This is a genomic window from Streptomyces sp. NPDC059897, assembly GCF_042730865.1.
Lineage (GTDB): Bacteria > Actinomycetota > Actinomycetes > Streptomycetales > Streptomycetaceae > Streptomyces.
The window spans coordinates 184710-205661 of the sequence record NZ_JBHWKQ010000002.1 but is presented as its reverse complement, the minus strand read 5'-3'; the positions used below and the strand labels follow the sequence as shown (position 1 = coordinate 205661).

Here is a 20952-nt window from a genome sequence, read left to right as displayed (position 1 = left end):
TCGTCCTGTCGCCGTGGTGGCGGTGCGCGGCGATTCCTCCCGGAGTGCGGCGCAGCGTCATCACAGCAGACCGCCGAAGAAGGCGACTGGTTGTACGCGCCGGGGTGGATGTGGGGTGAACGGCGGGGCCACCCGGGTGCCGCCGGGTCCAGTGACGGAGGCCGCACGAACCCCTGCCGGTTGCCCCTCCAGCTGTGAGCCCACCCATATGAGCCACGGCACATGCTAAGGACGGTAGTAATTCCGGCCGACGTGGAACCCCGCCGCCCGGCCCCAGTCCGAAGTGCCCGATCTGCCGCTTCTGCGTACCCGGGTAGTACGTCACACCTTTGCGTCCGCCCACCGAGCGCCGCTACCCCTGATGAAGTCCCGAGCAGCCGGGAGCGGCCGAAGAACACCGGCACCGGCTCGCGCCGCACGACGCACTTCGTGCACCACCCCGTACGAGAGGCACCCCCTCATGCTGATGCCCTTTGCCCCGATGCCGGCCCGCACCGCCGACCGCACCGACCGCATGCGCCGGATCTCCGCCGCCGGCATCGCCACCGCGGCGGCCGCAGCCGCGGCCCTCACCCTGGTGCCCTCGTCGCCGGCGCAGGCGGCCGAGCAGACGGCGCCCGCCAAGGCCAACACCGCCAAGGCCGCCACCGCCCCGGCCAAGCCCGCGGCGCCCGCCAAGACGTACTCGAACAACCTCGACGGCTGGATCCGCGAGTCCCTCGACATCATGAAGGCCAAGGGCATCCCCGGCTCGTACGACGGCCTGCACCGCAACATCATGCGCGAGTCCTCCGGCAACCCGAACGCCGAGAACGGCTGGGACATCAACGCCCAGAACGGCGTCCCGTCCAAGGGCCTGCTCCAGGTGATCCAGCCCACCTTCGACGCGTACCACGTGTCCGGCACGTCCAACAACATCACGGACCCGGTCGCCAACATCACCGCGGCCGCGAACTACGCCGCCGACCGCTACGGCTCCATCGACAACGTCGACTCGGCGTACTGAGCCACGTCCCGGCACGCACCGAGTACGTAGCACCAGCAGTACCTAGCAGCACCTGGCAGTACCCAGCAGTAAGGAAGCCCTCCCCATGCCGCACGACAGCGGGAACGAGCACCAGCCGCACCCGGCCGATGAGCCCGCGGCACCCACGGTGCCCGCCTACGGCCCCGCACGGTTGCGCCGCTCCCGACACCGCAAGCGCAAGCGAGCCCTGCGCTGGATGGCGGGCGGCGCCCTGGGGCTGACCCTGGTCGGTGGCGGCGGTGTGGCCTACGCCTGGCAGCACCTCAACGGCAACATCAAGGGCACGGACGTGGACGCCGCCCTCGGCGGCGACCGCCCGCACGATCAGCGCGACGGCGCGATGAACATCCTCCTGCTCGGCTCCGACTCCCGGGCGGGAACCCACGGCGAGTACGGCAGCGGCGTCATGGGCGCCCGCGCGGACACGGCGATGGTCCTGCACGTCGACAAGACCCACAAGAAGGCTTCCGTCGTCAGCATCCCGCGCGACACCGAGGTCGACCGCCCCACCTGCAAGACGTCGCACGGTGACGTCCAGGCGGCCCACAAGGCGGTGTTCAACTCCTCGTACGCGCTGGGCGGACCCGCCTGCACCGTGAAGACGGTCGAGAAGATGTCGGGCGTCCGCATGGACCACTACCTCGAAGTCGACTTCAAGGGCTTCCAGAAGCTGATCGACGAGCTCGGCGGCGTGGACATCACCACCCGCAACGCCATCCACGACAGCAACAGCGGCCTCTCCCTGGACACCGGGAAGCACCGCCTGAAGGGCGAGGACGCGCTCGCGCTCGTCCGCACCCGGCACGGCGTCGGCGACGGCAGTGACCTGGGCCGCATCCAGCTCCAGCAGGCGTTCATCAAGGCCCTGATCCACCGGGCCGACACGGTCGACCCGCTCGGCAGCCCCAGCAAGTCCTACGCCCTCGCGGACACGGCCACCAAGACCATCAGCGCGGACTCCGAGCTGGCGTCCGCCGAGAAACTCCTCGGCCTCGCCAAGGAGCTGAAGGGCATCAGCCCCGACCACACCAACATGGTCACCCTCCCGGTCACCTACGACACCCAGGACGCGAGCCGCGTCCTCCCCCTGAAGAAGGCCTCCCACCAGGTCTGGAAGTCCCTCCGCCACGACCAGCCGATCCCGAAGAAGGCCACACAGGGCTCGGTCGGCGACCGGACGGACTCGCCGGTGGTGTCGGGGGCGGGGGTCTGACGCACCGTACGGCGTAGGTGTCAGCCCGACTCGCGGATCGCATCCAGCCGCTCCCGCACCCACGTATCCACATCGGTCACATGCCGGTGGGCCGCCGCGAAGGCGCTCAGGGAGTCGTGGGCGCGCAGGGCCCGGTAGATGTCCAGGTGTTGTTCGTGCGTCCAGGTGACGACGTCGCATTTCACCAGGGCCCGCCAGATGCGGGCCCTGGCCGTGCGCTGGGCGACCGTTTCCAGGAGGGACACCAACGTCGCGTTGCCCGTCGCCGCCACGATGTCGGTGTGGAAGGCGAGGTCCTCGCGGACGAGTTCCTCGGCGTCCTGGAGGGTGCGCATCCGCTCGATGCGTTCCTGGAGCCGGTCCAGGGTGACGGTGTCGATGCGGGTCGCCGCGAGCGCGGTGGCGCCCGGTTCCATGACCTTGCGGCACTCCAGCATCTCGTCGAGCCCGGTGTCGCCCGCGAGATCGAGGAAGCCGACCGCCGCCCGCACGAGCCGGTCCGGGCGCAGATCGGTGACGAACGTGCCGTCGCCGCGCCGCACTTCGAGCACTCCGGCCATGGCGAGGGCCCGTACCGCCTCGCGAAGGGACGGGCGGGACAGCTCCAGTTCGTGGGCGAGAACGGTCTCCGGGGGGAGCCGGTGCCCGGGGCTGAACTCGCCCGTCTCGATGCGCTTCCTCAAGCGGTGGATCGCCACGTCGACGACACTGCCCGCGGCGTCGCCGGAGCCGGAGCCGGAGCCGGAGCCGGAGCCGTCCGCGGACGCTGTGGTGGGTGTGATGGGCATCGGCATGCGCTCAGGATGCCATTTCGGGGCCGCTCCACCGCGGGCCGTCCGGGAAGCGGTAGTCGGCCAGCGTCTCGCGGCGGATCTGCGCGCTGTAGCCGGGGGCCTCGGGCACCAGGTAGCGGGAGCCGCGGATGCGGACCGGGTCGTGGAAGTGCTCGTGGAGGTGGTCGACGTACTCCACCACGCGGTCGTCCATGGAGCCGCTGACCGCCACGTAGTCGAAGATCGACAGGTGCTGGACCAGCTCGCACAGGCCCACGCCGCCCGCGTGCGGGCACACCGGGACGTCGTGCGCCGCGGCCAGCAGCAGGGCGGCGACCGCCTCGTTGACACCACCCAGCCGGCACGCGTCGATCTGGCAGATGCCGATCGCGTCGGCCTGCAGGAACTGCTTGAACATCACGGCGTTGTGGGCGTGTTCGCCGGTGGCCACGTGCGTGGGCGCGATGGCGCGGGCGATGGCGGCGTGCCCGAGGATGTCGTCGGGGCTGGTCGGCTCCTCGAACCACCAGATGTCGAACTGGGCGAGCGCCTTGGCCCATTCGACCGCTTCGGCGACGCCCAGGGTCTGGTTGGCGTCGATCATCAGCCGCCGGTCGGGGCCGATGATGTCGCGGGCGATCCGGCAGCGCCGCACGTCGTCGTCCAGGTCGGCGCCGACCTTGAGCTTCACCGAGTCCCAGCCCGCGTCGACGGCCTCCTGGCACAGCCGGGCGAGCTTGGCGTCGTCATAGCCGAGCCAGCCCGCGCTGGTGGTGTACGCCGGGTAGCCCATCTCCCGTACGTGGGCCTCGCGTTCGGCCCGTCCGGCCGCCCGCGACTCCAGCAGGGCGAGCGCGGCCTCCGGTGTCAGCGCGTCCTTGAGATAGCGCCAGTCCACCAGGTCCACGATCTGCCGCGGTGACATGTCGGCGAGCAGCTTCCACACCGGATTGCCGGCCAGCTTGCCTGCCAGGTCCCAGGCGGCGTTGACGACCGCGGCCGTACCCAGGTGGATGGCGCCCTTGTCCGGGCCGAGCCAGCGCAGTTGGCTGTCGCCGAGCAAGTGGCGGGAGAAGGCGCCCAGGTCGCCGACGATCTCGTCCACGGACATCCCGAGCGCCCGCTCGCCGATGGCCCGGGCGGCGTGCACGGCGAGGTCGTTGCCGCGCCCGATGGTGAACGTGAACCCGTGCCCCTCAAGGGAGTTGGTGCGCTCGTCCCCGCCGCCCACGCGCAGCACCACGTAGGCCGCGGAGTAGTCCGGCGCGTCGTTCATCGCGTCCGAGCCGTCGAGCGACGCGGAGGTCGGGAAGCGGACGTCGATCGTCTCGACGTCGACGATACGGGCGGTCATCGGCAATCACTCCTGTCAGACCTGTCAGAGCACGGGAGACCCGCGGTCGGCAGCCGCCGACACGGCCTCAACATGTCAGATGTCTGCACCGGTGGCCAGACGTTTCGGCAAGGTCAATTTCTTAAATCCCAGGTATTGCAAGGAAGTTGCTCGATCACTACGGTCCACGGGTCAGATGTCTGGCGCAGTCGCCGGGCATCTGTCAGACAAGCTTCCCTGGATCGCAGGAGGTCCGATGAGTACAGCGACCACCGTGCAGGGGGTGCGCCGCAAGGTGTCACGGCGCCTGCTGCCACCGCTGTTCGTGATGTTCGTGCTGAGCTTCCTCGACCGTACGAACGTGGCGCTGGTCAAGAGCCACCTGGAGACGGACGTCGGCATCGACGCGGCCGCCTTCGGCCTCGGCGCCGGCATCTTCTTCGTCGGCTACGCGGTCCTCGGCGTGCCCTCGAACCTCGCCCTGCACCGCATCGGCGCCCGCCGCTGGCTCGCCGGACTGATGTTCGTGTGGGGCCTGTTGTCCTGCGCGATGGCGCTGGTCAGCAGCCCGACCACGTTCTACGTCCTGCGTTTCCTGCTCGGCGCCGCCGAGGCCGGGTTCTTCCCCGGCGTGATCCTCTACATCACGTACTGGTTCGCGGGCCCGGACCGCGGGAAGGCCACGGGCGTGTTCCAGTCGGCCGTCGCGGTCTCCAGCATCATCGGCAACCCGCTGGGCGGCTATCTGATCGGGCTGCACGGCCTCGCCGGGATCGACGGCTGGAAGTGGATGTTCCTCCTGGAGGGCGCGCCGACCGTGGTGATGGCGCTGGCCATCCCGTGGCTGCTCACCGACCGCCCGGAGCAGGCGACGTGGCTGACCGACGACGAGCGCCGCCTGCTCATCGACCGGATCGCCGCCGACCGCCCGCCCGAGGGCGCCGACACCCCGCAGCGGGCGGGCGAGATCCTGCGCGACAGCCGCGTACTACGCCTGATGTTCGTGTACTTCGCGATCCAGATCAGCGTGTACGGGGTGACGTTCTGGCTGCCCGCACTGGTCGGCCGCATCGACGGCCTGGGCGATGTCGGCATCGGCTTCGTCTCCGCCCTGCCGTGGGTCTTCGCCCTCGCCGGGGTGCTGATCCTGCCCTGGTGGTCGGACCGGACCGGCGACCGGCGCGGCCCGCTGCGCCTCGCGCTGCTCCTCACGGTCGCCGGACTGCTGGGCGGCGTCCTGCTGCCGCCAGTGCCCGCCGTGGCCGCGCTGTGCGTCGCCGCGTTCGGATTCCTGGGCGCCCAGCCGGTGTTCTGGACGGTGCCGCCGACGATCCTCGCCGGGGTACAGATAGCCGGAACCATCCCGCTGATCTCGGGCTTCGGGAACCTCGGCGGATTCGTGGGCCCGTACGCGATGGGAGCGGTCGAAGCGGGCACCGGCTCGCAGACCGGCGGCCTGTACCTCATCGCGGTGCTCGCCGCCGCCGGAGCGCTGGTGGCGGCGACCTTCCACTGGGTCGGACAGAAGAACAACGGACAGAAAAACAACGCATCGACGGAAGAAGGGACGGCCGATGACGCACATCGTGCGCTTCGCTGACGAGAACGGGACCGTACACACCGGGATCACCGACGAGGCAGGCACCGTACGGGCCTTCACGGGAGGTCCCCGCATCGCGGACCTGCTGCGGCTGCCGCTCGACGAACTGCGGGCCCGGGTCGAGGGCCCCACGGAGACGGTGGTGGGCCCGTTGCTGCTCCTGCCCCCGCTGGACGGCCTGATGGAGCTGTGGGCGGCAGGTGTCACGTACGAACGCTCGCGCGACGCCAGGGTGGAGGAGAGCAGCGAGCAGTCGGTGTACGAGCGGGTCTACGACGCGGACCGGCCCGAACTGTTCTTCAAGTCGCAGCCGTGGCGCGTGGTCACGGACGGCGAACCCATCGCCGTACGCGACGACTCGGAGCTGAACGTCCCCGAGCCGGAGCTCGGCCTCGTCCTCAACCACCTTGCGCAGACGGTCGGTTACGTCGTCGTCAACGACGTCAGCTCACGCTCCATCGAGGGCGACAACCCCCTCTACCTCCCGCAGGCGAAGATCTACGCCGGTGCCTCCGCGGTGTCCGCGGGCATCGTCCCGGCGTGGGAGGTCCAGGACGCCGGCGCGCTGAAGATCGGCATGCAGATACGGCGGGACGGGGGAGTGGCCTTCGAGGGCACGACCACCACGGCCGCCTTCCACCGCCCGCTCCAGGACCTGGTCGACCACCTGTGGCACTGCCAGCCGTTCCCCGAGGGCGCGGTGCTGTCGACGGGCACGGGCATCGTGCCGGGCCTCGACGTCACCCTGACCGAGGGCGACACGGTGGCGATCACCATCGAGGGCGTCGGCACCCTCACCAACCCCGTACGCACCGGCCGGGCCGCCCTCGACTGGCTGGTACCGGCACTGGACGACCCGGGTGCGCGGCGGGCGCACAGGGTGGCGCCATGACGCGGTGACGTGCCCCTGGCGGGGGTCGACCTCAAGCGCATTCGAAGCGCACTTGAGGCGGGAGGCTCCCGCCATGGACACCGAAGAGGTGCGGCGACAGGTACAGGCCCGCACCGACCGCGCCGATCATGTTGACCTTCCCCGGCGGGCAGTGCTGGAGTCGGCGCGTGGACAGCATCCCCGCCAACCGGCGGCTCTGGAACGAGATCAGCAGCGCCTACCAGCACGAGCACGACCCACGGATCGGCGCCACGCCCCGCCTGTGGGGCATGTACTCCATCCCCGACGCGCACCTGCGCGCCCTCGGCGACGTCACCGGCAAGCGCGTCCTCGAACTCGGCTGCGGAGCCGGCCAATGGTCCAGGGCGCTCGCCGCCGAGGGCGCCGCCGTGGTCGGTCTCGACCTGTCCGAGGCCCAACTCGCCGCAGCGGACCGCACGATGGGAGCGGACCGGTACCCGCTGGTGCAGGGCGCCGCAGAGCACCTCCCGTTCTCCGCCGACAGCTTCGACCTGGTGTTCTGCGACTTCGGTGGGCTCAGCTGGGCGCCCCCGCACCTGGCCGTCCCGCAGGCCGCACGCGTCCTGCGCCGAGGCGGGCGCCTGGTGTTCAACGTCGCCAGCCCATGGTTCGAAGCCTGCTACGACGAGGGCGGAAGCCGCGTGACCACGACGCTGCAGCGTGACTACTTCGGGCTGAACACCATCGCCGAAGGCGACGGGGCGACCAGCTATCAGCTCACCTACGGCGACTGGATCAGGGTCCTGCGCGGCGCGGGTCTCGTCATCGACGATCTCATCGAGCCGCGGCCCGAACCCGGAACACCCAACGACTACAACAAGACCGACCCACCCGACTGGGGACACCGCTGGCCGGCGGAACTGCTCTGGGTCACCCACAAACCGTAAGTTCCGCCGGACAGGCCCCGCCCGGGGCGGGCGTCGTCACGTGCCTCAGTCCGTGTACACCTCCGCCCGGTCCACACTCACGAACGAGCCCGAGGAGTCCGCGTTGCGGTCGCCGGTCACCCGGATCTTCAGGGTGTGCGGGCCGTTGGTGAGGCGGGGGCTGAGGTACTGGAGGGTCTCGCCGGTGCGGATCGGGCCGTGGAAGTCGACGCGCTGCTCGGGGCCGCCGTCGACGCTGATCGCGGCGATGCCGTTGCCGGTGTCCTTGACGGAGAGCAGGGCGATCCGGGTGCCGGTGAAGGAGTACGTCGCGGTGTTGCCCGCCTTGTCGCTCCAGTGGTCGTCGCCCCAGAAGCACTGGGTCCCGCAGCCCGTACCGGAGTTCCACGTACCGGTGTACTTCACGGAGCCGGAACCGCTGGAGCGGCCGTCGTCGTTGATCCAGTGGTTGCCGGAACCGGGGTCGCTGGAGGGCAGGTTCTGCGTGGCGCCGAGGGCGAGCGGGGTGCCGAGGTCCGGGCTGCCGTCGGCGTTCCAACCGATCTTCTGCGCGCGGGTCGTGCGGTTGCTGTAGGTGTTCGTCGACGTCGTCTTGGCGTGGTAGATCAGCCAGTCCTCCTTGCCGTCCGGGGACTTGAAGAAGGCGTGGTGGCCGGGGCCGAAGACACCGCGGTCGTCGGCGCGCTTGAAGACCGGCCCGTCGTGCTGCTTCCAGTTGCCGGGCACGATCGGGTCGGCGCCGTCCGCGAGCGACATCATCCACACCTGGTAGTCGGGCTTGCCGGTGTCGCAGGTCGAATAGGTCATCCACGTACGGCCGTTGCGGTTGAGGAACTCGGGGCCCTCGCGGACCTCGGGGCAGCCGCCCGCGCCGTCGATGGCGACCGCGTCGCCCGAGACGGTGTACGGGTTCGACATCGGCGCGATGTTGAGGCCGTTGTGCTGGTACGGGTTGAGGCCGCTGTACGCGAGGTACAGCTTGCCGTTGTGCTGGAGGACGCCCGGGTCGATGGCGAAGTCGTCGGCGTGGTTGGGCGGGGCGAGCTTCGCCTTGAAGCGGTACGGGCCGGTCGGGTCGTCGCCCTGCGACTCCAGGACGTAGAGCCGGTGGTGCTCGTCCGTGCCGTCGTCGGCCGTGTAGTACATGTACCAGCGCTCGCCGAAGCGGTAGAACTCCGGCGCCCAGATGTGCTGGTTGCGCGAGGCGTCGCTGTCCGTCCACACCGTCTTCGGGTCGGCGTCGAGCAGCGTGGCCAGGGAGGGCGAGCTCCACATCTTGATGCTGCCGCCCTGAGTGGTCGTGAGGTGGTACTTCCCGTTCGCGTACGACAGGAACGGGTCGGGGCCGGAGTTGAGCGGATTGCGGAAGGTGCTCGACGCGGCGGCGGCCGGGGCCGACTTCTGCGCGGAGGCCGGTGCGGACTTCTCCGTGGTGGGCTGCGTCGCGCTGACCAGACCGACGAACAGGGCGAGTAACGCGGCGGCCAGACCGGCGACGAGAGCGGCACGGTGTCGTGCGCGCATGAGCGACTCCCTTACATCGATGTAAGTCCCCAGGCTTCAGGACGGTAGGGAAGGGGCACAGGCGTGTCAACGCGGCGGCTGTGACGGCGAGTCGGCCAACCGGAGCGACCGTACGGATACGCTCACGGGCGGCGGACGGAAGGGGTGAGCGGGGTGAACGGCATGGGCGCCAGGCCCAGGATCAAGGACGTGGCGGAGTACGCGGGTGTCTCGCCCAAGACCGTCTCCAACGTGATCAACGACTTCGAGCAGGTGTCGGACCGGACCCGCGCGGCGGTCAAGGAGGCGATCGACGCGCTCGGCTACCGGGTCAACATCGCGGGCCGCCAACTGCGCCAGGGCCGCACCGGCATGATCACGCTGGCCGTGCCCGAACTCGACGTCGCGTACTTCGCCGAACTGGCGGGGCTCGTCATGGCAGAGGCGGACCGGCGCGGACCGACCGTCCTGCTGCACCGGACCGGCGGGATGCGCGAGCGCGAACTGGCCGCGCTGCGCGGCTTCGACGCCCGGTTCACCGACGGCGTCGTCCTCAGCCCGCTCGCCCTGAACCCACGCGACCTCGCGGGCCGCGACCGCGACTTCCCGGTGGTCCTGCTCGGCGAGCGGCCCGCCGGGGGCGGCACGGACCATGTCGCCATCGACAACGTGGAGGCCGCCCGCGAGGCCACCGCGCACCTGCTCTCGCGAGGCCGCCGCCGTATCGCCGTCATCGGCGGCAGGGCGCACGGCCCACAGGGCACGGACCGGCTGCGCACCGACGGCTACCGCAAGGCCCTGAAGGAGGCCGGGCTCCCGTTCGACGCCCGGCTCGTCGTGCCGGTGGACGCCTTCCAGTGGCGCGACGGCGCCCGCGCCGCGACCACGCTCCTCGACTCGGGCCCGCGCCCCGACGCCCTGCTCTGCCTCAACGACCACCTGGCCCTGGGCGCACTCCGGGCCCTGCACGAGCGCCGCGTGAGCGTGCCGGGCACCCTCGACGTGGTCGGCTTCGACGACATCGAGGCCTCACGCTTCAGCGTGCCGAGCCTGACGACGGTGGCCCCCGACAAGCAGGAGATCGCCCGGGCGGCCGTGGCCCTGCTCCTCGACCGCATCGCCGGCCCGGCCGAAGCCCCGCCGCGTGCTCACGTCGTCGGGCACGAGCTCATCATCCGGGAGAGCACGGGCAGTTGAGGGCCTGCGGGCCTCCGCCGATGGCCGCCGCCACCTACGCGGCCCAGGCGCGCTCCAGCAGCGTACGGAAGCCGGTCGGCGCACGGCCGATCAGCTCGGCGAGCGTCGGGTCGACGGCGCTGAACTCGCCGCCCCGTGCCGCCACGAAGACGCTCAGCATCACGTCGGCGGCCGGGACCGGGACGCCGTGCGAGAGGGCCTGCTCGCGGAAGGTGTTGTCGTCGACGACGGTGCGGGTGAAGGGGCGCCCTTCGGTCCGGGCCGCGAGTTCCGTTATGGCGTCGAAGTCGAGCGCCGCGGGGCCGGTGAGTGCCGGGGTGGGCCCTTCGAACCGGCCCTCGTCGGTGAGGATCGCGGCGGTGGCCTCGGCGAGGTCGTCATGTCCCGTCCAGGCGACGGGCCCGTCGGCGGGCAGAGCGGCTTCGCCGCTGTGGCGTGAGGACTCGAGGAACTGCAGGGCGCTGGCGGCGTAGAAGCCGTTGCGCAGGGAGGTCCAGGGCAGGCCGGTGGCGCGCAGGAGGTCCTCGGTCCTGGCGTGGTCGCGGCACGGCTGGAAGCGCGAGTCGTGGGCGGCGCCCATCTGGCTGGTGTAGAGGATGCGCCCGACACCGGCCTTCACAGCGGCGTCGATGGCGGTGCGGTGGCCCGCGACGCACTCCTCGCCGGTGCGGTCGAGGGAGACGAGAAGCACCTGGTCGGCGCCCTCGAAGGCGTGCACCAGGGAGTCGGGGTCGTCGAAGCTGCCCTGCCGCACGCGCACGCCTCGGTCGGCCAGGTCCTGGGCCTTGCGGGGGTCGCGCACGCTGACGCCGACCTGGTCGGCGGGGACCCGCTCCAGGAGGCGCTCGACGATGCGGCGGCCGAGCTTGCCGGTGGCTCCGGTCACGATGATCACGGGGTTCTCCGAACGTCGTTTCCAGTGGAATCAGAGCAACGATAACACTGGAACTAACGATGGAAGCGAATAGTCGATACCATCGATACATGCCTACCCGTGACACCGCAGAGAGTGCGGAGAATGCAGTGACCCCCCGCCGCCGCATCGTCGAAGCGGCCGTCGAGCTGCTGGAGGCCGGGGGCCCCGACGCGGTGAGCACCCGCGCGGTCGCCGCCGCGGCCGGCATGCAGCCACCGGCGATCTACCGCCTCTTCGGGGACAAGGGCGGACTCCTGGAAGCGGTCGCCGAGCACGGCTACGCGCAGTTCCTGGAGAGCAAGCGCGCCCAGCTCGACCCCGCCCCGGAGGACCCGGTGGAGGAGCTGCGCCACGGCTGGGACATGGTCGTGGAGTTCGGTGTCTCGCGCCCCGAACTGTTCGCGGTGATGAACAGGTCCACCGGCCGGGACGCCGATGTGGCGCACCGCGCGGGTCTGGAGATCCTGCGGGGCCGGGTGCGGCGGCTGGCGGCCGGAGGATGGCTGCGGGTCGACGAGGAACTGGCCGCGCAGATCATTCAGGCCACGGGCCAGGGCGCGGTCATCACGTGGCACGCCACTCCGCAGGAGCGCCGCGACCCGGCGCTGCTGACCGTCCTGCGCGAGGCCATGGTCAGTGCCGTCGCCCGCGCCGAACCCACCTTCTCCGCCGCCGAGTCCGGCCCCGCACCGGCGGCGGCCCGCGCCCTGCGTGCCGCGCTGCCCGACCAGCCGGACGTCCTCAGCGAGGCCGAGCAGATCCTGCTGCGCGAGTGGCTCACGCGGCTGGCGGAGGGTGGCGCGGCGGACGGGGCCTGACCGTGCGCCGGTGGTTCGCCCCTGACCGTCAGTTCGGCTCCGGGACGGCCGGCCGGTCGGCGTCGGGCGCCGGCCGGTGCGGAAGGTGTTCGTACTGGTCCGCCTGGAGGCGGTACATGTGCGCTTGACGTGCAACCTCTCCCCGAAGGGAGCGGATTTTGGCCTTCCGGTCCGGTGCTGCGCTGCTACGCGGCGCGGGCTCCGGCATGGATTCCTTGGCTTCCTGCTTTTTCACGCCCCGCCATGGCGCTGGGCCATGGTCTTGCAAGCACTCCACAGGCATCCACCGCTCGTCCAGCGGCGTCCTTCACGTTCACTGCGGCGTTCACGTCCCGGTCCAGGTGTGCGCCGCAGGCCGGGCAGTCCCACTTTCTGACGTGGAGTGGTTTGGGTCCGTCGACGTGGCCGCAGGCGGAGCAGCGGCGGGTGGTCGGTTCGAACCGGTCGATCCTCACGAATACCCGGCCGTATCGTTCGCACTTGTACTGGAGCATGTTGATGAAGGTGGACCAGCCCGCGTCGTGGACGATCTTGGCCAGCCGGGTGCGCGCCATTGCGGACACCGCCAGGTCCTCCACGGCGACCGCTTGGTTCTCGCGGACGATCCGGGTGGACAGCTGGTGCTGGAATTCCCGGCGCGCGTCGGCCACCTTGGCATGAGCGGCTGCAACCTTGAGGCGGGCCTTGGCCCGGTTATTCGATCCCTTCTGCTTACGGGACAGTTCACGCTGTGCCTTCTTGAGCTTCTTCTCCGCCCGCCGCAGAAACCTGGGTGAGGTGATCTTCGTGCCGTCCGAGAGGACGGCGAAGTGCTTGAGGCCGAGGTCGATGCCGATCACCGGCAGGCCGTCGCTGTCCGGGGCGGCTGCCAGGTCGGTGTCCGGGTCGGTGGCGATGACGAAGCTGGCGAAGTACCTCCCGGCCGCGTCCTTGATCACCGTGACGGAGGAAGGATCGGAGGGTAGCGTGCGCGACCAGCGCACCGGCACCTCGCCCACACCCGGCAGGGACAGGCGCCCCTTGTCGGTGATCTTCCACCGGGCGTTCCGGGTGAATCGGATGGACTGCCGCTGGTCCTTACGGGACTTGAAGACCGGAGGCCCGGTCTTACGGCCCTTGCGCTCGCCTTTCAGACTCGCGAAGTACGCGCCATAGGCCGCGCCGAGGTCCCGCAGGGACTGCTGGAGCACCACCGCGGAGACCCGGCCCAGCCAGGCCCGATCCGGCGTCCGCTTCGCCTGTGTGATCAACGTTGCCGACAGCTCGGCCATCGACGGGGCTTTGCGGCCCTCGGCCCGGGCCGCCTCACGCGCGGCGATCGCGTCGTTGTACACCACCCGGGCACACCCGAACGCCCGCGCCAGCGCGGTGCGCTGGCCCGGCGTGGGGGTGAGTCGGAAGGAGTACCGAAGCTGCATAAAAGCCACCGTAGATATCTGGGTCATGGCTGAGATGAGCAGATGAGAACTGGTCGGCACTGTGCGTCCGTGATGCATGTCCACCTGGTCTTCGTGGCCGCTCCGTCACAAAGCGTTCTCAGATGCCCATCTCGTACGGATGGAGGAGATCATGCCGTCGGTGTAACGGACCTCGCGTGCGAGCTGGTCGAGTTCAACGGCGAGGATAATCACGTCCACCTGCTGGTGGACTTCCCGCCCAAGGTGGCCGTCACCAAGCTGGTCAACTCGCTCAAGGCGGTCTCCTCGCGCCGTCTGCGCCAGGAGTGCCCCGATCTCGTGCGGCACTAATGACGGGCCAACAACCTCTGGTCGGATTCCGCCCTCGCCAGGGTCAAGCTGTCGCGGCGCTCAGCGCCGTGTGAGTGTCCCGCGCGATGTGCGGCACCGCCGGATGAACCTCTGCGACGCTCCGCGTCGCCATCACCCGATTCGCTTCACTACTGGCCTGAAGGTCGGTGCACTGCGAGTGAATCCCGGTAGTGCAACCGGCCGCCAAACAGCCCGCGCGGAGTGACGGGTTCGCCGACGTACGGAACACCAGTGACGAACGAGGACCATGTAGCACGGCCTGATTTTCACGAGTTTGACGGCCGAGGTCCGGGAAACTAGTTTCCTATTAGGAAACAAGTTCTGCTGGCGCACATCGATGGAGGGTGTCCCATGACCGAGCCCCACGAGCCCACAGCACACGAGCCCACGGCCCACGAAGCCGCCGAGGCGGCCCGGGCCCTGCGGAGCATCGAGCAGCGCCGCGCCCAGTCCCGCGACGGCACCGGCACGGCACGCTGGGTGGACGTGGTGTTCGGCGTCGGGAGCTTCGCGGTGCTCGCAGCCCCCGACTTCTTCGGCCCCGGCGTCACCGCCTGGGCCACCCCCGTCTTCTCGGCCCTCGCCATCGGCTACGTCGTCCTCCTGAACACCCGCCGCGGCTCGGCGGTGCTCGGGCAGCGCGCCCGGCTGCGCAGGAGCGAGATCAACGGACGCTGGGCCCTCGTCTCCCGCCTGGTGATCCTCGTGTTCGCCGCGGCCGGCATCGCGTTCGCCCTGCTCCAGCCGGACCTCGGCGTCCATGTGCCGTACTGGCGAACGGCGTTGGGCGTGCTGCTGGGCGGCGCGCTGATCCTCTTCGGCGGACGGATGCAGCGCGCGCTGGCCTCGTCGGCGACACGCGAACGACACACCACGGGAAGCGCCCTCCATGGCCGCATTTGAGTACGACGCCGTCCTCCTCGACCCGACACGGCTGACACTCGTATCGCTGCTCGCGGGCGTGGAGTGGGCCGAGTTCGGCTGGCTCCGCGACGAGGCCGGTGTCTCGGCCTCCGCCCTGTCCAAGCAGGTCAGCACCCTGGAGACGAAGGGCTACGTCGAGGTCAAGAAGGGCTACGTCGGCAAGCGGCCGCGCACGTGGGTGAGTCTGAGCGAGACGGGCCGCGGCGCCCTGGAGCACCATGTCGCCGCCCTGCAACAGGTCGTGGAGACATCACGGCGCCGCGCCGACGACAGCTGAGCGCGGCACACCCGGAGCGCCGCCCGCGCTATAAGCAGGCCTGATACCCCCCTCGCGGATTCCCGTCTTCCGCCACTGTGAGCAGCATGGTTCCCTCACGTGGACTCACGCCGTGGTGAGAGGAATCCCCGTGACAGCTCTGCACACCGCGATCGCCATCCTGGTGGTCGTCCTGCTCATTCTGGTGCCCAAGGTGGAACCGGTGATCGCCCTGGTCATCGGCTCGCTCTATCTCGGCATCGCGACCGGCCTCGGTTTCGAGGGCACCATCGACACGATCGTCGACGGCTTCGGCGACATCATGGCCGAAGTGGGGCTGCTCATCGGCTTCGGCGTGCTGCTCGGCTCACTGCTGAACTCCATGGGGGCGCTGCAGAAACTGGTCGAGAAACTGATCCGCGTCCTCGGCCCCGGCAAGCTCCCCTACGCGCTCGCCGGCGCCCTGAGCGCCGTCTTCCCGTCCATCTACGTGGACGTCCAGCTCGTCCTCGCCGCTCCGCTGGCCAAGTCGGCGGCGCCGCGCATGGGTCGCCACGGGCTGCCCATGATGGGCGGTGCCTTGAGCGCCGGAATCCTCGTCGGCTACGTGTTCGTGGTGCCGGGCCTCGGCACCCTGGCGGTCGCCGGCCTGCTGCATGTGCCGCTCAGCACGATGCTGGTGTACGGCTTCGCCCTCGGCCCCCTCGCCGCTCTGCTGACCACGTTCCTCTACGGGCGGCTGCTGCGCGTCGGCTTCTGGAACGCGGACACCGACGAAATCCCCGCCGACGCAGAGCCGACCGAGCCGGCCGATTCCACCGAGCCCACCGGAACACCCGCGTCCGAGGACGAGCGGGCCCACGCCCGCCGCCCGATGCCGCCGCTGTACCTCTCGCTGCTTCCGATCGTCGTCCCCCTCCTGCTCATCGCCACCGGCGCCATCGCCGACGCCGCGGGCGTGAGGTCCGACCTGCTCGCCTTCCTCGGCAACCCCGCGTTCGCCCTGTTCGCAGGCCTGGTCGGCGCGTACGCCCTCGCGAAGCGGGTGCTCAGCAACGAGCGCGTGGAGCAGGCGGTGACCGAGGGCTTCCACAGCACCGGGCAGATCCTGCTCGTCACCGGAGTCGGCGGATCGCTCGGGGCCGTCATCGGCAAGACCGGCCTCGACAAGGTGCTCTCCGGGATCTTCTCCGCCGACGCGGGCATGTCCACCGTGGTGACGATCCTGCTGGTGTGGCTCGTCGCGGCGCTGCTGCACCTGGCCATCGGTTCCATCGGCGTCGCCGCCATCGCCGCGGCCGGGATCATCGCCCCGATCATGGGCGACCTCGCCGTGCCGCCCGCGGTCCTCGCGCTGGCCATCGGTTCGGGATCGCTCTTCGCCTTGCAGGTCAACAGCAACTTCTTCTGGATGTTCCAACCGCTCCTCGGGGTGACCACCCGGGGCGCCCTCAAGGCACTCACCTTCGTGACCGCGATGGCCTCGGTCGTTTCACTGGTGCTGGTCATCGCCGTGAGCTTCGTGGTGTGAGACCCGCGCGCCGCCCCACAAGCACGTACGAAAGAAAGAAGCACATGCAACCCCTCCGCGACATCACCGTCGTCTCGCTCGAACAGGCCATCGCCGCTCCGTACGCCACCCGTCAGCTCGCCGACCTCGGCGCGCGCGTCATCAAGGTGGAGCGGCCGGGCGCCGGTGACTTCGCCCGTGCCTACGACAGCCGCGTGCGCGGGCTCAGCTCGCACTTCGTGTGGGTCAACCGCAACAAGGAGTCGCTCACCGTCGACATCAAGGACCCGCAGGGCATGGACGTACTGCGCCGGCTGCTCGCCGAGGCCGACGTCTTCGTGCAGAACCTGGCGCCCGGCGCGGCCGAGCGGGCAGGACTCGGCTGGGCCGAACTGCACGCCGCCCACCCCAAGTTGATCGTCTGCGACATCTCCGGCTACGGCACCCCCGGCCCGTACGCCACCGCGAAGGCGTACGACCTGATGGTGCAGAGCGAGTCCGGACTCCTGTCGGTGACCGGCAGCGCCGAGGAGATGGCGAAGGTGGGCATCTCCGTGTCCGACATCGCCGCCGGGATGTACGCCTACAGCGGCATCCTCGCGGCCCTGCTGGAACGGGGCCGCACCGGCGAGGGCTCACATGTCGACGTGTCGATGCTGGAGGCGACGGTGGAGTGGCTGGGCTTCCCGCTGTACTACGCGTACGACGGCGCCGAGCCGCCGCCCCGGGCGGGCGCGGCGCACGCGACCATCTACCCGTACGGACCCTTCACCGCAGGGGACGGCAAGGTCGTCATGATGTGCATCCAGAACGAGCGCGAGTGGGCGGCCTTCTGCGAACGCTTCCTGGGACAGCCGGAGCTGGCGACGCACCCCGACTACGCGGGCAACGCCGCCCGCAACGCGCACCGCGAGGCCCTCGGCGCGATCATCGCGGCGCGGTTCGCCGACCTCACCGCAGCCGAGGCCGTCGAACTCCTCGCGGCCGTCCCGGTCGCGCACGCCCGCGTCAACTCGCTGGCCGAGGTGTGGGAACACCCGCAGCTCGCCGCCCGCGACCGCTGGCACCAGGTGCAGACCCCAGCAGGCCCGATCCCCGCACTCGCCCCGCCGGGACTGGTCGACGACGTCCCGCGCATGGACCCGGTGCCCGCCCTCGGCGAGCACACCCGGGACATCCTCGCCGAGGTGGGCTTGACCGCCACCGAGATCGACGAGCTCACCGACCGGGGTGCCGTATGACGGGCACGACGGACCCGCTGGTCACCGACACGACGGATCCGCTGGCCACGGCGGTGACCTGGCTGTTCGTGCCGGCCTCCCGCCCCGACCGGTTCGCGAAGGCGGTCACCAGCGGCGCCGACGCCGTCGTCATCGACCTGGAGGACGCGGTGGCGGCGGGCGACAAGGCGACCGCCCGCGACCGGCTGCGCGCCGCCTGGCCCGGAAACGCCGGCATCCCGGTGGTCGTCCGGGTCAACGGCCCCCGGACCGCCGAGTACGCGGACGACCTCGCCGCATGCCGCGCCCTGTCGCCCGCGGCCGTCGTGCTCCCCAAGACCGAGACCGCCGCGCAGGTCCGGGATGCGGGGGAGGCGAGCGGCACCCGCGTACTCCCGCTGATCGAGACCGCGCGCGGACTGGTCGCCCTCGACCGGATCACGGCCGACCCTGCCTGTGCCCGGCTGCTCTTCGGCAGCATCGACCTCGCCCTCGACCTGGACGTGTCCGACGACAGGGCGCTGGATACCGCCCGAGCCGACCTGGTCCGCTGGTCGGTGGTGAACGAACGGCCCGCACCCGTGGACGGAGTGAGCACGGCCGTCCGCGACGAGGCCGCCGTGACCCGGGCGGCCACCCGCGCCCGCGCCTGGGGCTTCGGCGGCAAACTCTGCATCCACCCGGCGCAAATCGCGCCCGTGCGCGCGGCCTTCGCCCCTGCCGAGGACGAGGTGGAGTGGGCCCGACGCGTGCTCGCCGCAGGGCACGACGCGGCGGCGACCGTGGACGGTGAGATGATCGACCGACCTGTCGTCGAACGAGCACGCCGCATCCTCCACCGCGCCGAACTCGCCGTACGACACACCACGACGTAGACCAGCACCTCAGAGCCGGAAGGCGGCCGCGAACACCACCGTGGACATCGCCCAGCTGCGCGACTTCATCGCGGTCGTCGACGCCGGCAGTCTGTCCCGGGCCGCCGGCGTGCTGCACGTGTCGCAGCCCGCCGTCAGCCAGCGCATGGCCCAACTCGAAGCGCATCTCGGCGTCCGCCTCCTCGACCGCGGCCCCCGCGGCGTACGGCCGACCGCCCAGGGCCTGACCCTCTACCGGGACGCGCAACAACTGGTGCGGCAGTTCGACCGGCTCGCCCAGGACGTCACCGGCGGCCGCCAGCCGGTGCACGGCCCGGTCGCGATCGGCCTGCCCACCACGGTGACCGCGCCGCTCGCGCCCGCCCTCTTCTCCTGGGTGCGCGCCCACTATCCCGGCATCCACCTGCAGCTCTTCGAATCCATGAGCGGCTACGTCCACGAGCTGCTGCTCGCCGGGCGCCTCGACCTGGCCGCGGTCTTCCGCGAGGACGACGCGCCGCGCGCGGCGGAACTGCCCCTGTATTCCGAGGAGTTGTACCTCATCGGTCACCCGGGCCCCGCCCCGGAGAGCCCGGACGAGGTGACCCTGCACGACCTGCGGCAGGTTCCGCTGGTGACACCGGGGGCGCGCAGCAACCTGCGGGCCCTGGTCGACCGGGCGTTCGCCGCCCACGGCCTCGTGCCCAGAAACGTCGGCGACGTGGAATCGCTCGGCACGCTGATCCGTATCGCGGAGAGCGGCGAGGCCTGCACGATCCTGCCGCGCTCGGTGCTCGCGGTCCACGGAACCCGCCAGGGCCTCGGTGTCCGCCGCATCGTCGACCCGGTGCTGCGCCGCCACATCGCGGTGCGCACGGCCACGGACGGCTACGAGCCGCGCGACACGGTGGTGGCGGTGCGACGCGGCATCGTCGAGGTCACCCGAGAGCTGGCCGCGACGGGCCGCTGGCCGGGCATCCGGCTGCCTCGGACCGCCCCGTAGGGCAACCTCGGCGTGAAGACGCCCGCCACGGACAGGAGTTGAAGTCCGAACCGGGGGCATTCGGATGCCATGGCAGCTATTGGATCGGCGAGGACACGAGGACTCGGACGGGCTCGAAGCGCGGCGAAGAGCCCCGCGCTCGCGATGGCGGCCCGGGCGGGCTTCGTCGGGCGCGGTGTCATCTACCTCCTGATCGGATTCCTCGCCCTGCGCATCGCCTTCGCCGACGGCGGCGGCAAGCAGGCGGACCGCAGCGGTGCGGTGGCGGAGATCGCCGAGAAACCCTTCGGCATGGCCCTGCTGTGGCTGCTCGGCATCGCCCTGGCCGGAATGGCCCTGTGGCGGTTGTCCGAGGCGGTCTTCGGCCAGGCAGGACCCGACGGCAGGAAGGCGAGCAAACGGGCGATGGCCGCCGGCCGCTGCGTCTTCTACGGCTTCGTCGCGTACTCCGTGCTGTCCTTCGCCGCCGGGGAGAAGTCGAGCGGCGGCGGCAGCTCCGACGAGAGCTCCAAGGACGTCACAGCGAAGGCGCTGGAATGGCCGCACGGACAGTGGATCGTCGGTGCCGCCGGGTGCGCCGTCGCCGCGGCCGGCCTCTGGATCGCCGTGCGGGCGCTCCTGCGGAAGTTCCACAAGCATCTGAAGATGTCCGGACTCTCCTCTCGCGCCCGCAAGTACGTCGACGTTCTCGGTGTGTTCGGCGGCACCGCCCGCGGCGTGGTTTTCGCCGCCGCGGGAGCCTTCGCCGTCACCGCCGCGGTGCGCCACGAGCCGGGCCGGGCCAAGGGCATCGACGACACGCTGCGCTCCTTCACCGACACCCCGGCGGGCCCGTGGCTGCTCGTGCTGATCGCCGTGGGTCTCGTCGCCTTCGGTCTCTTCTCCTGGGCCAACGCCAGGTGGCGCAAGGTGTGACGGGACGTCGCGCTCGTCGTCGGCTTCGTGGTGCACAATGCGGCGATGGACGAACCCAAGTTGGAACTCGCGCTGCAGCGCTACCAGGACGCCACCGCCGCCCTCGACGCGGCCCGCACGGACCTGGAGGCCGAGGCGGCGGCGGTCCTTCGGTCGAGTGGGGCGACGCCCGACGACTGGGCACATGTGTCGCGGCTGACCGGCTGGACAGAGGAAGAACTGCGGCGCCTTGTCGACGCGGCACAGAAGGTCGACATGCCGTAGAGCCACGAACCCTGCACGGTCGGGCCCACCCTGTTGTTCTGCTGCACACGAAGGGGC

Annotated in this window: 20 protein-coding genes and 1 pseudogene; 16 read left to right on the top strand and 5 right to left on the bottom strand. The window is 70.7% G+C overall.

Annotated elements, in window-relative coordinates; translation table 11 throughout:
- Positions 1–460: 460 nt before the first annotated feature.
- Together ACFV9W_RS03645 and ACFV9W_RS03640 are read left to right on the top strand one after the other, a co-directional pair.
- Positions 461–1006, top strand: a complete 546-nt coding sequence (locus ACFV9W_RS03645) for a transglycosylase SLT domain-containing protein (RefSeq protein ID WP_385755223.1) — start codon at positions 461–463, stop codon at positions 1004–1006.
- Positions 1007–1091: 85 nt separating this feature from the next.
- Positions 1092–2240 (top strand): LCP family protein, encoded by a 1149-nt coding sequence (locus tag ACFV9W_RS03640; RefSeq protein WP_385755221.1) that lies wholly within the window; start codon positions 1092–1094, stop codon positions 2238–2240.
- 20 nt (positions 2241–2260) lie between these two features.
- Here the strand turns inward: ACFV9W_RS03640 and ACFV9W_RS03635 are convergent, their stop codons facing one another.
- A complete protein-coding gene (locus ACFV9W_RS03635) occupies positions 2261–3034 on the bottom strand; it encodes a FadR/GntR family transcriptional regulator (RefSeq protein ID WP_385755219.1) in 774 nt (257 codons plus the stop codon).
- 4 nt (positions 3035–3038) lie between these two features.
- On the bottom strand, positions 3039–4367 hold the full coding sequence (locus ACFV9W_RS03630; RefSeq protein WP_385755218.1) for an enolase C-terminal domain-like protein: 1329 nt from the start codon (positions 4365–4367) through the stop codon (positions 3039–3041).
- Positions 4368–4602: 235 nt separating this feature from the next.
- On the opposite strand from ACFV9W_RS03630, the gene ACFV9W_RS03625 reads away from it, so the two are divergent.
- The 3 genes from ACFV9W_RS03625 to ACFV9W_RS03615 all read left to right on the top strand — a co-directional run bounded on the left by ACFV9W_RS03625 (position 4603) and on the right by ACFV9W_RS03615 (position 7746).
- Positions 4603–5946 carry an MFS transporter gene (locus ACFV9W_RS03625; protein ID WP_385755216.1) on the top strand — a complete coding sequence of 448 codons (1344 nt, stop codon included), beginning with the start codon at positions 4603–4605 and terminating at the stop codon, positions 5944–5946.
- Entirely contained in the window at positions 5921–6838 is a 918-nt protein-coding gene (locus ACFV9W_RS03620) for a fumarylacetoacetate hydrolase family protein (RefSeq protein ID WP_385755214.1), read from the top strand. Before ACFV9W_RS03625 ends, ACFV9W_RS03620 begins: the two co-directional genes overlap by 26 nt.
- 167 nt (positions 6839–7005) lie before the next feature.
- Positions 7006–7746 carry a class I SAM-dependent methyltransferase gene (locus ACFV9W_RS03615; protein WP_385755213.1) on the top strand — a complete coding sequence of 247 codons (741 nt, stop codon included), beginning with the start codon at positions 7006–7008 and terminating at the stop codon, positions 7744–7746.
- Positions 7747–7791: 45 nt separating this feature from the next.
- Here ACFV9W_RS03615 and ACFV9W_RS03610 read toward each other — a convergent pair whose 3' ends face one another.
- Positions 7792–9270 carry a glycoside hydrolase family 43 protein gene (locus ACFV9W_RS03610; protein ID WP_385755212.1) on the bottom strand — a complete coding sequence of 493 codons (1479 nt, stop codon included), beginning with the start codon at positions 9268–9270 and terminating at the stop codon, positions 7792–7794.
- A 162-nt stretch (positions 9271–9432) separates the two neighbouring features.
- Here ACFV9W_RS03610 and ACFV9W_RS03605 point away from each other — a divergent pair, with 162 nt between their 5' ends.
- Positions 9433–10446 (top strand): LacI family DNA-binding transcriptional regulator, encoded by a 1014-nt coding sequence (locus ACFV9W_RS03605; protein WP_385755211.1) that lies wholly within the window; start codon positions 9433–9435, stop codon positions 10444–10446.
- 34 nt (positions 10447–10480) lie between these two features.
- Here ACFV9W_RS03605 and ACFV9W_RS03600 read toward each other — a convergent pair whose 3' ends face one another.
- Positions 10481–11341, bottom strand: coding sequence for an SDR family oxidoreductase (locus tag ACFV9W_RS03600; protein WP_385755210.1), 861 nt, complete (start codon positions 11339–11341; stop codon positions 10481–10483).
- Between the two features lie 89 nt (positions 11342–11430).
- On the opposite strand from ACFV9W_RS03600, the gene ACFV9W_RS03595 reads away from it, so the two are divergent.
- On the top strand, positions 11431–12180 hold the full coding sequence (locus tag ACFV9W_RS03595) for a TetR/AcrR family transcriptional regulator (RefSeq protein WP_385755208.1): 750 nt from the start codon (positions 11431–11433) through the stop codon (positions 12178–12180).
- Between the two features lie 185 nt (positions 12181–12365).
- On the opposite strand, the gene ACFV9W_RS03590 is transcribed toward ACFV9W_RS03595, so the two are convergent.
- Positions 12366–13598, bottom strand: coding sequence for an RNA-guided endonuclease InsQ/TnpB family protein (locus ACFV9W_RS03590; RefSeq protein ID WP_385755516.1), 1233 nt, complete (start codon positions 13596–13598; stop codon positions 12366–12368).
- A gap of 42 nt (positions 13599–13640) precedes the next feature.
- On the opposite strand from ACFV9W_RS03590, the pseudogene tnpA reads away from it, so the two are divergent.
- From tnpA to ACFV9W_RS03545, 9 genes and pseudogenes are all read left to right on the top strand, one after another.
- Positions 13641–13916, top strand: a pseudogene (tnpA, locus tag ACFV9W_RS03585) (IS200/IS605 family transposase); the annotation flags it as partial.
- Between the two features lie 384 nt (positions 13917–14300).
- Positions 14301–14852, top strand: coding sequence for a hypothetical protein (locus ACFV9W_RS03580; protein ID WP_385755207.1), 552 nt, complete (start codon positions 14301–14303; stop codon positions 14850–14852).
- Positions 14839–15150 carry a winged helix-turn-helix domain-containing protein gene (locus ACFV9W_RS03575; protein WP_385755206.1) on the top strand — a complete coding sequence of 104 codons (312 nt, stop codon included), beginning with the start codon at positions 14839–14841 and terminating at the stop codon, positions 15148–15150. The genes ACFV9W_RS03580 and ACFV9W_RS03575 overlap by 14 nt, the downstream gene beginning before the upstream one ends.
- Positions 15151–15280: 130 nt before the next feature.
- On the top strand, positions 15281–16660 hold the full coding sequence (locus ACFV9W_RS03570) for a GntP family permease (protein WP_385755205.1): 1380 nt from the start codon (positions 15281–15283) through the stop codon (positions 16658–16660).
- A 44-nt stretch (positions 16661–16704) separates the two neighbouring features.
- Positions 16705–17880, top strand: a complete 1176-nt coding sequence (locus tag ACFV9W_RS03565) for a CaiB/BaiF CoA transferase family protein (RefSeq protein WP_385755203.1) — start codon at positions 16705–16707, stop codon at positions 17878–17880.
- Complete coding sequence (locus ACFV9W_RS03560; RefSeq protein WP_385755202.1) at positions 17877–18734, top strand: HpcH/HpaI aldolase/citrate lyase family protein; 858 nt, start codon at positions 17877–17879, stop codon at positions 18732–18734. Before ACFV9W_RS03565 ends, ACFV9W_RS03560 begins: the two co-directional genes overlap by 4 nt.
- A gap of 40 nt (positions 18735–18774) precedes the next feature.
- Complete coding sequence (locus ACFV9W_RS03555; RefSeq protein WP_385755200.1) at positions 18775–19716, top strand: LysR substrate-binding domain-containing protein; 942 nt, start codon at positions 18775–18777, stop codon at positions 19714–19716.
- A gap of 144 nt (positions 19717–19860) precedes the next feature.
- Complete coding sequence (locus tag ACFV9W_RS03550) at positions 19861–20631, top strand: DUF1206 domain-containing protein (RefSeq protein WP_385755198.1); 771 nt, start codon at positions 19861–19863, stop codon at positions 20629–20631.
- Between the two features lie 45 nt (positions 20632–20676).
- Positions 20677–20895, top strand: coding sequence for a hypothetical protein (locus ACFV9W_RS03545; RefSeq protein ID WP_385755197.1), 219 nt, complete (start codon positions 20677–20679; stop codon positions 20893–20895).
- Positions 20896–20952: the final 57 nt, after the last annotated feature.